Source organism: Micromonospora sp. CPCC 205539 (genome assembly GCF_036906815.1).
GTDB lineage: Bacteria > Actinomycetota > Actinomycetes > Mycobacteriales > Micromonosporaceae > Micromonospora.
Genome location: NZ_JBAKHW010000029.1, coordinates 76,800 through 87,054, shown reverse-complemented (window position 1 = coordinate 87,054; position 10,255 = coordinate 76,800). Strand labels below are relative to the sequence as shown.

Below are 10,255 nucleotides of genomic sequence, written 5' to 3'. Positions count from 1 at the left end.
CTCTGTTCGCCTTAGTGCCACAACGGGGGGCGACGGGGCGGCGGGGGCGGCGGGGGCGACAGGGGGCGACGGAGGCGGACGGGGCGACGGGGCGGCGGGGGCGGACGGGGCGTCGGGGGCGGGGCTGGTGGTCAGCGGCGGTTGCGGGACACCAGGGCCTGGTTGAGGCGGCCCAGCAGGGTCGCCAGGGTGGCCCGGTCCTCGATGCTCCAGTCGCCCAGCATGTCGCCATAGAGCCGGGTGCGGGCGGCCTGCACGGCGGCCATCCGCTGCAGACCGGCCGCGGTGGGGGAGATGACCGTGCCCCGCCCGTCGGACGGGTCCGGGGTGCGGGTGATCAGACCGTCCCGCTGTAAGGCCGACACCTGTCGGGTCACGGTCGAGCCGTCCAGGTTGAGCCGCGCGGCGAGTGCGGAGACGTTCTGCGGCCCGGCCTCGTCCAGGTGCCGCAGGATCACGTACGCCGCCCGGTCGAGCACCCGGTGCTCGGCGGAGCCGGTGGCCCGCCGGGTGGCCTCACCGAAGCGCATCAGCAGGGCCACCTCCGTCTCGATCCGGCCGAAGGTGATCTCGTCGTCGTCGCTCATAGTTGTATGATACAGGATAAGTATCTGTATCATACAGCTAATTGAGGAGTTGGAGTGGATCGGCGTTCCGAACCCAACCGCAGTGCCATCTACGCCACCACGCTGGTGGCCTTTCTCGCCATCGCCGGCATCGCCGTCGTCGACCCGATCCTGCCGGCCATCGGTGACGCCATCGGGGTGACCGCGTGGCAGGTCGAGTTGCTGTTCACCGCGTACATCGCGGTCATGGCCCTCGGCATGATCCCGGCGACGCTCGCCAGCGGCCGGTTCGGCTTCAAGCCGGTGCTGATCGCGGGCGTCTCCGTGGTCGGCCTGGCCGCGATCCTCGCCTCGTTCAGCGACAACATCGTCCAACTGTCCGTGCTGCGCGGTGTCTGGGGCCTGGGCAACGCGATGTTCTTCGCCACCGCCATGGTGGTGCTGGTCAACCTGGCCGTCGACCGGGAGTGGGTGGTCGGCCTCTTCGAGACCGCCCTGGGTCTCGGCTTCGCCGTCGGCCCGCTGATCGGCGGCCTGCTCGGTGAGGTCAGTTGGCGGCTGCCGTTCTTCGTGTGCGGCGTGTTCATGGTGCTGGCGCTCGGCGTGGCCGCCCGCAAGCTGCGCGAACCGACCAACCGGCAACCCCCGGTACGCGTCGGCCAGATCTTCGCCACCTACCGTCGGCCGGCCTTCATCGCGCTCTGCGTGGTGACCGCCGCGTACAACTTCGTCTTCTTCGTGGTGCTCGGATACACGCCGCTCTTCCTGGGCCTGGACGTCATCCCGTTGGGTCTCGCGTTCACCGGCTGGGGCCTCGGCCTGGCCGCCGGCATCATGGTGATCGGCCACCGGCTGGCCCACCGGATCGGCGCGGTGCAGACCGTCGGCGTGGCCATCACCGGCCTGCTGGTCTGCATGGTCCTCTTCGCCACCTCCACGAGCACCGCCGAGGCGCTGGTGGTGCTGGTGCTCTCGGGGCTCTGCATGGGCCTGGCCAACGCCAACCTCACCGACCTGGCGCTCGGCCTCGGCTCCAGCGACCGCCGGGTCGCCACCGGTGCGTTCAACCTGGTCCGCTGGGGCGCCGCCGCTCCCGCGCCGATCATCGCTGGCAAGCTCGCCGAGCACTCCCTGGCCCTGCCGTTCTGGGTCGGCTTCGGCGTCCTCGCCGTCGGGGTGGTGGTCTACCTGGCCTTCGCGCACCTGATGGCCGCCGGCTACGGCGAGCGGGTGCTGTGGTCCCGCTGGAACCGCGCCGCCGTCGAGGCCGAACACGCGCCGGAAGAACCGGTAGGCGAGGTCTACTGACCGTCGTCGGTCGCGAGGGGGTCAAGGTCCGCGCAGTTTCGGTGATACTGCTGCCTCCCGGCGTTGTGAGGCAGCACTATCCCTGAAGTTGCGCGGATCTTGAGGTCGCGAGGTCGCGAGGTCGTGCGGTCGTGCCGTCGTGCGGTGGCGCGGCGGGGTCAGCTCAGCGCGCGCCACAGCAGGTAGAGGCCGATCGCCGTGCCGAACACCACGATCAGCGTCTTGAGCAGCACCGGCGGCAGCCGGCGGACCAGCCGGGCGCCCACGTACCCCCCGATCAGCGTGGCCGGGGCGACCACCGCGACCGCGGCCCAGTCCACCGGCCCGAACAGGGCGAACACCACCAGCGTGGTCAAGCCCACCACCGCGGAGAGCAGGTTCTTGATCGCGCTCACCCGGGCCAGCGTCACGTCCAGCACCAGGGCCAGCCCGGCCACCAGCATCACCCCGAGCGCCGCGCCGAAGTACCCGCCGTACACCCCACCCAGCGCGACCATCGTCTGCACCGCGATGGTCCGCTGGCGTGGCGACAGATCGCGGGGGTGGCCGACCAGCCGGCGCAGCGGATCCTGGAAGGCCAGCACCGCGGTCGCGCCGAGGACCAGAAACGGTACGAGAAGCTCGAACGCGCGAGCCGGGGTCAGCAGCAACAACAGCGCCCCGACAATCGTGCCGACGATCGTGGTCGGCACCAGAGTGGCCAACGCCCGAGGGCGCGGCAGATCCGCTCGACTGCCCGCCACGCTGGCCACGTACCCGGGGAACACGGCGATGGAGTTGCTGACGTTTGCCGGCACCGGGGGCAGCCCGACCGCGATCATCGCCGGAAAGGTGATCAGCGAACCACCACCGGCCACCGCGTTGACCGTGCCCGCGGCGAGACCGGCGGCGAGCAGCAGCGCGGCGTGGGAGAGATCCATAGCCCCACGAGGCTAGCGCCCGCTCCGCTCGGCAAAGACGCCGGAGTCGTACCCGGTGACCACCTCGACCGACCGTGACCTGCGCGATCTTGCCAGGGCGGGGCGGCAATACCGGCGTACGGCCCGTCGTTAGGATGGATGCGCGACGGACGAGTCGACCGGGCGGTCGCGTCGGCGGGCTTCGGCCCGCCGCCGAGGAACGTCCGGACTCCACAGGGCAGGGTGGTTGTTAACGGCAACCCGGGGCGACCCGCGGGACAGTGCCACAGAAAACAGACCGCCGACCCCAATGGGGACGGTAAGGGTGAAACGGTGGGGTAAGAGCCCACCAGCACCCCGGGTGACCGGGGTGGCTCGGTAAACCCCACCCGGAGCAAGGCCAAGTAAGGGCCGTCACCGCAAGCTGACGACCCGGCGCAGACGCTTGAGGGCTGCCCGCCCGATGTCTGCGGGTAGGCCGCTAGAGCCTGTCGGCAACGGCAGGCCGAGATGGATGGCCGCCGCCGACGCGAACCTTTCGGGGTACGCGCCGCGCACAGAATCCGGCGTACAGGTCGACTCGTCCGTCGCCCACCAGCGCGCAGTGGCGGTGATTGTGCTCGATCCAGGATGTAGTGGCTTCTCGCCGCGACCGATGCCACTACATCCTTGATCGAGCGCGAGCATGACGGCCGACCTGCACCGATCAGTGCACGAGCACGATTTTTCCGCGTGCGTGGCGGCTCTCGCTCAGTTCGTGCGCGGCTGCCACCTCGTTCAGCGGGAACGCCGCCGCCACCGGCACCCGTAGCCGGCCCTCGCTGGCGAGCGCGACCGCGATGGTGAGGCCGTGCACCGCCAGCGGGTCGGCCGACGATCCGACGGCTGCGGCCGTGTCGTCGGCCGGTGCTCCGTGCGACATGTGTACACCGTGGGCCGCCGCCGCGAAGTCGGCGATCGTCACCACCCGCGCCGGGTCGCCAGCGATGGCGATGAGGTCTGGCAGGGCACCTCCGGCGCAGTCGAACACCGCGTCCACGCCGCCCGGTGCCAGCGCGCGGACCCGTTCGACGAGCCCGGCACCGTACGTTGTCGGCTCCGCGCCGAGGGAGCGCAGGAAGTCGTGGTTGTGCTCGCTGGCCGTACCGATGACGGTTGCGCCACGGGCGACCGCGAGCTGGACGGCGACGGTGCCCACCCCGCCGGCTGCGCCCTGGATGAGCACGGTGTGCCCGGCGCCGACCGCGAGCCGGTCGAGGACCCGGGTGCCGGTCTCGACGGCTCCGGCGGCGCCACCGGCCTCCTCCCAGCTCCACGCGGCCGGTTTGGTCGCCCAGGCGGTCAGGACCGTGAAGTCGGCGTTGGCGCCGCGCGTGGCCGAGCTGGCCATGCCGAACACCTCGTCGCCGACGCGCACGCCGGTGACGCCGTCCCCGATCTCGTCGACCACGCCGGCGGCGTCGAAGCCGGTCCGGTAGGGGAACGCCAGGGGTACGACGTCGCGCAGCTCCCCGGAGCGGACGCGGATCTCTCCGGGCGAGATGCCGGAGGCCCGTACGGAAATTCTGATCTCGCCCGGCCCGGCGTGTGGCGCCTCCACCTCGGCGACCTGCATCACTGCTGGCGGTCCGTACTCGCTGAATTGAACTGCTCTCATGGGCCGACCGTAACGGAGCACCCCGTCCGTTTGGCTAAAGTGATAGAGGTGAAGGCCCAAGTGATAACGAAGCTCCGCTCGGACGCTCGCGACAACCGTGAGCGCATCCTCGCGGTCGCGCGGGCGGCCTTCGCGGCCGAGGGCCTCGACGTGCCGATCCGGGAGATCGCCCGGCGCGCCGAGGTCGGCGTCGCGACCGTCTACCGGCACTTCCAGACCAAGGAGGCGCTGCTGACCGAGGCCTTCGCCGAGCAGATGGCCTCCTGCTCTGCGGTCGTCGAGGAGGGGCTGGCGGCGGGCGACCCGTGGAGCGGGTTCCGTCTGGTGATCGAGAGGCTCATGGAGATGCACGCCCTCGACCGGGGCTTCGCCCGCGCGTTCACCTCGCCGCTTCCCCAGGCGGTGGACTTCGCCGCGGACCGCGACCGCACCCTGCGTCTGCTGCTCGAACTGGTGCGCCGAGCGAAGGAGGCGGGCCCTCTGCGGAAGGATTTCGTCCTCGAGGACATCAGCCTCGTGTTGATGGCGAACGAGGGCATCCGCGCCGAGTCGCCCGAGGTGCGGGTAGCGGCGTCGCGTCGGTTCGCCGCCCTGGTGCTCCAGTCGTTCCAGGCGAACCCCGTCCCGACGCCGCTCCCGCCGGCCGTCCGACTGCCCCTCTCCAGGGGCTAGCGCGTACCCCTGATCAGCAGCAGCTCGACGCGGCGCCGCTGGTGGCGGGCGCCTTCTCGGCGGCCGGAGCGCAGCAGGCGGTCGCCTTCTCCAGCTGCCCGGAGTCGGCCTTGACGGTGTAGACCTCCCACGGCTCGTTGCCGGGGCCATGCACCCAGACCTTGTCCTGGAGGGCGTAGCAGCACTCGGTGTCGTTCTCCTCCAACGCGATCAGGCCGGCGTCGGTGAGTCGCCGGGTGGTGTCGTGGACCTCGTCGGTGGTGGCCACCTCGACGCCGAGATGGTCCAGCGCGGTGGGTTGGGCGGGCTCGCCTTCGAGCAGGACGAGCTTCAACGGCGGGTTCTCGACGGCGAAGTTGGCGTAGCCGGGGCGGCGCTTGGCCGGTTCGACGCCGAACAGCCTGCGGTAGAAGGCGACGGAGCCTTCCAGGTCGGAGACGCGCAGGGCGAGCTGGACTCGGGACACGGGAGGGCCTCCTGGTGGGCGCGGCGGATGCCTTGTCTAGATGGTTTTCGAAGCAGTCCCACTGTTGCACCCTGTTTCGAAGACTGTCAAGATAGGCGAATGGCTAGACAAGCCCTCCCGATGGCGGACCAGCAGGCTCTCGCCTGCTGCTCGCCGCTGGCGGCACGTCCGCTCGACGCCGACCAGGCGGCCGTGGTCGCGCCGATGTTCAAGGCCCTCGGCGACCCGGTCCGGCTGCGCTTGCTGTCGATGATCGCGTCGGTTCCCGAGATCTGCGTGTGCGACCTGACCCCGGCGTTCGACCTGTCCGGGCCGACGATCTCCCACCACCTCAAGGTGCTTCGCGAGGCCGGCCTGGTCGACTCCGAGCGTCGGGGCACGTGGGTGTGGTATCAGGTCAGGCCAGAGGCCATCCGTCAGCTCGGCGTCCTGCTGGACCTGCCCGCGGTGGGCTGACAACCCCGCCCAACCGACCGGAACGGGCACAGCATGTCGGGTCACGCCCCGTCCTCCCCGCCTAGCGTTGCTGCTCGTAAGGGAAGGGAGACCCGGGTGCTGGAGCGGCTCAACGAGGCCATGGCGCACATCGAACGCCACCTCGACCAACGGATCGACGTGGCCGAGCTGGCGCGGATCGCGGTGACGTCGGAGTACCACTTCCGGCGGCTGTTCTCCGCGTTGGCCGGCATCCCGCTGTCGGAGTACATCCGTCGGCGGCGGCTCACCGTCGCCGGCGCGGACGTGCTGGCGGGGGAGCGGACGTTGCTCGACGTCGCGGTGCACTACGGCTACGGCTCCGCCGAGGCGTTCGCCCGGGCGTTCCACGCCGTGCACGGCGTGGGCCCCGGAGAGGCTCGGCGTACGAAGGCAGCGCTGAACGCCCAGCCCCGGATGTCCTTCCGACTCACCGTGGAAGGGAGTGGCAGCATGCGATATCGGATCGTGGAGAAGGACGAGTTTCAATTGGTGGGCCGCAAGGCTCGGGTGCCGCTGGTGCACGAGGGGATGAACCCGGCGATCGTCGCGTTCATCAAGGGCATCGACCGGGAGACGGTCGAGCGCATCGAGGCGCTCAACGATCAGGAGCCGAAGGGCATCGTCAACGTCAGCGACAACCTCGACGGCGGTCGCGCGGAGGGCACCGAGCTGGACTACTGGCACGGCGTGGTCACTGGCGCGGAGCCGCCGACCGATCTGGACGCGCTCCCCGTGTCGGCCGGTTCCTGGGCGGTCTTCGAGACCTCCGGCGCGTTTCCGCAGGCCGTGCAGTACCTGTGGCGGGACGTGTTCACCCAGTGGTTCCCGTCCAACCCGTACCGCAGCCGGCCCGGTCCGGAGATCTCCCGCGTCCGGGTGTCCGCCGACGGTAGTCAGGCCGAGGCCGAGCTGTGGATCCCGGTCGAGCGGGTCCCCACCCCTATGTAGAGTTCCGATACAGTAGCGGGATGCGGATCACCATTCCGGTCGCGAAGGTGCTGGCGGCGCTGCTCGCCGAGCCCGACGCCGAGCGCTACGGGCTGGACCTGATGCGGATGACCGGTCTGCCCAGCGGCACCCTCTACCCGGTGCTGCACCGACTGCGGGCGGCCGGCTGGCTGACTGCCGACTGGGAGGCGATCGATCCCGTCGAGGCCGGCCGGCCCGCCCGCCGGTACTACCGGCTCACCGCCGAAGGGGTGGCGGAGGCCCGTACGGCCCTCGCCGACCTGCGGGCCGCGATCCCTGACGGTCGTCCCTCCTGGGGCGGCACCACGCCGAGCGGCGCTCCGGCATGGTGACCCGTCGAGCTGCCGAGGCGCTGCTGGCGGTCGCCGCGCGACGTTGGCCCATCGACGTCCGCGACGACCTGCTCCGCGAGTGGATCGCCGAGCTGCACGTCCTCGCCGAGGGTGGGCGCCGGCGAAAGATGGTGGGGTTCGCCGTGAGCCTCGCCGTCAGCCGCGCCGGCGCCCCGCTCGTCGACCGCGCCATGATGCATCGGCGAGCCCGGCGTACGGCGGCCGCGTTGCTGCTGGCCCCGCTCGCCTGCGTCGCGATCGTGATCGTCGGCGCGGTGGTGATGAACCTGATCTACAACACGCTTCTCCTGCGGGTGAGCTGGTCCACGCAGGCGCAGATGCCGATCTGGACGACGTTGACCGCCGGGCTGGCGGTGCTGTTGGCGGTGCACGCAACTCGCTGGGCCCGGCACACCGCGCTCGGTGGTCCGCTGCGTATCGCGCTCGGCGTGGTGCTCCCGGTCGGGGTGGCCATGATCCCGCTCGGGTACGCCCTCAACACCGAGATGCTGGCTCGCACCGTACCCGGTGTGTTGCTCTGGCTCGGTGGCCTGACGCTGGCCCTCTGGGTCGCGGCGAGCCTCGCCGCCCGCGGCCGGGTCCGGGCCGCCTGGTGGTTGGGCGTTCTCGGCGCACTGGTCGCTGCCGACCTCGCGGTGATTCTCTTCGTGGTGGACACCATCCCGGCCGGCACCGGGGCCGCCGTCGGCGTCGGCGAGATGCCGGCCGACACCGTCGACCGGATCTCCGCGCCGCTGTGGCTCTTCAACTGCTGGACCGACTGGAACTTCGGCCTGCCCCGACCCACACCGTGGGAGATCTTCCTGATCACCGACCAGATCCTGGTGGAGCCCATGCTCTACCTGGCGTGCACGCCCTACGCGCTCGCGTACACCATCCGGGCCGCCCGGTCGGCGCCCGCTGAACCGGTCGCGATCGCGCCGACCCCGACCACGTCGCCGGCCTGACCCGGCTCAGCCGGGCACGTCCTCCCAGGTCGTGCCCGGCGGCAGGTACCCGGCCGACGGGTTGTCGCGCAGCGCGTAGGCGATGACCAGCAGGGCGTGCGCGTCCAACTCGGGCAGCCGGTCCAGCGGGAACCACCGCACGTCCAGCGACTCGTCGTCGTTGACCCGGGCGGTGCCGGACACCACCCGGCAGAGGAAGCCCAGGTTGAGGTACTCGCAGCGGTCCCCGTTGGGGTAGGTGTGCGGGTGCGAGACGGCGCTGGACAGTCGCACCGGCGTCACCTCCAGGCCGGTCTCCTCCTGCACCTCGCGGACCAGTGCGGCGGCTGGCTGCTCGCCCGGCTCGACGAACCCGCTGACCACCGACCAGCGCCCGTCGTCGGCACGCTGACCGAGCAGCAGCTCACCGGCGTCGTTGCGAATCACCGCGCTGACGCTGGGCAGCCAGAGCAGATCGTGGCCGACGTGCTTGCGCATCCCGAGGATGTACTCCGGTATCGCCATCCGGCGATCATAGGCCGGGTCCGCGGTCAGGCAGACCAGCTGACGGTACGACGAAAGCGCTCGTACTCCGCGGTCAGCTCCTGGTCGATCCGTTCGAACCGTGCCGGGGTGAGCACGACCTTCGGGTCCTGCCACGGGCGACGGTGAGCATCCGGCGACGCAGCCCGATCGGCGGGTGGCTGGCGAACAGCGACGACTCGTCGCGTACCGACAGTTGACGCAGAAGTGGCAGCCGTTCGGCGCCGGCCGCGCGGGCCTGGGCGAGCGCCGAGCGCCACCGGTCGGGTCCGTGTCCAGCCCGGGTTTCCCGGCGTACGGCCAGCGCGATCGACTCGGTGGCGAGCGTGACGTCGAGCAGGTCGGTCGCGGCAGTGCTGCCGGCCGCCCGGGCGGACAACTCGTCGGCGAGGTACTCGGCGCGCTGGGCATCCCGCAGCGCCACGCTCACCAGCAGCAGGTGGGCCATGAACAGCACCCGGGACAGCACCCCCTGGAACGCCCGGCCCAGCGCATCGCCGATCATCTCCACCAGCCCGCCGCCGACGGTGCTCCCCACCGGCCGGAACAGGTCGGCGGCCGAACCGAGCATGGTGAACGCGGGCTGGGTGAGCAGGCGCCGCCGCGGGTCATCGTTGACGAAGTGGCCGAGTTCGTGCCCGAGCAGCGCCACCCGCTCGCCGGCATCGAGCGAGCCCCAGAACGGCAGTCCCAGACAGAGCACCTTCCGGCGCCGCAGCCCGACCGTGGTCGCGTAGGCGTTGATGGCGCCGTCGACTCCGACCACGTCCGGAACCGGTGCCCCGATCGCCGAAGCCACCTCGTCGATCAGCGCGAACAGCTCCGGTGCCCGGTCCCTGGGGACCACCTCCAGCTCCGGGTCGAGCCGGCCGAACCGGGGCCGCAGCGCGATCGCCAGGCCGACCATCGCCACGCCCGGCAGGATCGCCAGGTTGGGAAACGGGAACGCCACGACCAGCCAACCACCGGTGACCGCGAGCGCGAGCACTCCGGACAACAGCACCAGTGACGCCACCGTGACCAGCGTCGCGGCGGCACCCGCCCCGCTAGCGCCGAGCGGCCGTCCGGTCAGCCTCGCGAACTGCCGCCCGGTCTCCCGGAACGCCAACCGGTGGGTCCACCGGTCGACCCACGTCCAGCCGAACTCGCGTTGGCGTCGCTCCGGGTCGTACGCGTCCAGATTCCACTCGCACCCGGGGCACCAGGGCACCGCGTCGCTGACCGACGCCGTCGTTGCCCCACACCCGGGGCACGCCCCCGCGCCGGTCACCGTGTTGATCACGAGGAAGGATCCTGCCCCAGCTCAGGCGTACATCGGAACTGGCCGTTCAGTGCACCTCTTTTGGCATTTCGGCCCGAGATGTCGAATGCATATCTACTGTGGAGAGGGTCGGTGACTTGCGTGATCCGGTGGCGGCT

Annotated in this window: 12 protein-coding genes and 1 other RNA gene; 7 read left to right on the top strand and 6 right to left on the bottom strand. The window is 71.0% G+C overall.

The genetic code is table 11. The features are described from left to right. Positions 1-131 precede the first annotated feature (131 nt). Positions 132-587: a MarR family winged helix-turn-helix transcriptional regulator gene (locus V6V47_RS23560; RefSeq protein WP_334630496.1), complete on the bottom strand. Its 456-nt coding sequence runs from the start codon at positions 585-587 to the stop codon at positions 132-134. A gap of 54 nt (positions 588-641) precedes the next feature. Here V6V47_RS23560 and V6V47_RS23555 point away from each other — a divergent pair, with 54 nt between their 5' ends. Next, on the top strand, positions 642-1,874 hold the full coding sequence (locus V6V47_RS23555) for an MFS transporter (protein WP_334630495.1): 1,233 nt from the start codon (positions 642-644) through the stop codon (positions 1,872-1,874). A 158-nt stretch (positions 1,875-2,032) separates the two neighbouring features. Here V6V47_RS23555 and V6V47_RS23550 read toward each other — a convergent pair whose 3' ends face one another. Continuing rightward, a complete protein-coding gene (locus V6V47_RS23550; RefSeq protein WP_334630494.1) occupies positions 2,033-2,794 on the bottom strand; it encodes a sulfite exporter TauE/SafE family protein in 762 nt (253 codons plus the stop codon). Positions 2,795-2,944: 150 nt separating this feature from the next. Between V6V47_RS23550 and rnpB the strand changes: the two genes are divergently transcribed. Beyond that, positions 2,945-3,360, top strand: an RNA gene (gene rnpB, locus V6V47_RS23545) — RNase P RNA component class A. 119 nt (positions 3,361-3,479) lie between these two features. Here the strand turns inward: rnpB and V6V47_RS23540 are convergent. Next, the gene (locus V6V47_RS23540) at positions 3,480-4,430 is read right to left on the bottom strand and encodes an NADP-dependent oxidoreductase (RefSeq protein WP_334630493.1); all 951 of its coding nucleotides are present in this window, start codon (positions 4,428-4,430) and stop codon (positions 3,480-3,482) included. Between the two features lie 48 nt (positions 4,431-4,478). Between V6V47_RS23540 and V6V47_RS23535 the strand changes: the two genes are divergently transcribed. Beyond that, positions 4,479-5,102, top strand: coding sequence for a TetR/AcrR family transcriptional regulator (locus tag V6V47_RS23535; protein WP_334630492.1), 624 nt, complete (start codon positions 4,479-4,481; stop codon positions 5,100-5,102). A gap of 13 nt (positions 5,103-5,115) precedes the next feature. Here V6V47_RS23535 and V6V47_RS23530 read toward each other — a convergent pair whose 3' ends face one another. Further along, positions 5,116-5,568: an ArsI/CadI family heavy metal resistance metalloenzyme gene (locus V6V47_RS23530; protein ID WP_334630491.1), complete on the bottom strand. Its 453-nt coding sequence runs from the start codon at positions 5,566-5,568 to the stop codon at positions 5,116-5,118. Positions 5,569-5,667: 99 nt separating this feature from the next. Here V6V47_RS23530 and V6V47_RS23525 point away from each other — a divergent pair, with 99 nt between their 5' ends. The 4 genes from V6V47_RS23525 (at position 5,668) to V6V47_RS23510 (ending at position 8,314) form a co-directional block, all read left to right on the top strand. Further along, positions 5,668-6,024, top strand: a complete 357-nt coding sequence (locus V6V47_RS23525; RefSeq protein ID WP_334630490.1) for an ArsR/SmtB family transcription factor — start codon at positions 5,668-5,670, stop codon at positions 6,022-6,024. A gap of 96 nt (positions 6,025-6,120) precedes the next feature. Next, a complete protein-coding gene (locus V6V47_RS23520; RefSeq protein WP_334630489.1) occupies positions 6,121-6,993 on the top strand; it encodes an AraC family transcriptional regulator in 873 nt (290 codons plus the stop codon). Positions 6,994-7,013: 20 nt separating this feature from the next. Continuing rightward, a complete protein-coding gene (locus tag V6V47_RS23515) occupies positions 7,014-7,346 on the top strand; it encodes a PadR family transcriptional regulator (RefSeq protein ID WP_334630488.1) in 333 nt (110 codons plus the stop codon). Continuing rightward, on the top strand, positions 7,340-8,314 hold the full coding sequence (locus V6V47_RS23510; protein ID WP_334630487.1) for a hypothetical protein: 975 nt from the start codon (positions 7,340-7,342) through the stop codon (positions 8,312-8,314). The genes V6V47_RS23515 and V6V47_RS23510 overlap by 7 nt, the downstream gene beginning before the upstream one ends. Before the next feature lie 6 nt (positions 8,315-8,320). Here the strand turns inward: V6V47_RS23510 and V6V47_RS23505 are convergent, their stop codons facing one another. Next, positions 8,321-8,818: an NUDIX hydrolase gene (locus V6V47_RS23505; RefSeq protein WP_334630486.1), complete on the bottom strand. Its 498-nt coding sequence runs from the start codon at positions 8,816-8,818 to the stop codon at positions 8,321-8,323. 73 nt (positions 8,819-8,891) lie between these two features. Further along, positions 8,892-10,118 carry a M48 family metallopeptidase gene (locus V6V47_RS23500; protein WP_334630485.1) on the bottom strand — a complete coding sequence of 409 codons (1,227 nt, stop codon included), beginning with the start codon at positions 10,116-10,118 and terminating at the stop codon, positions 8,892-8,894. Positions 10,119-10,255: the final 137 nt, after the last annotated feature.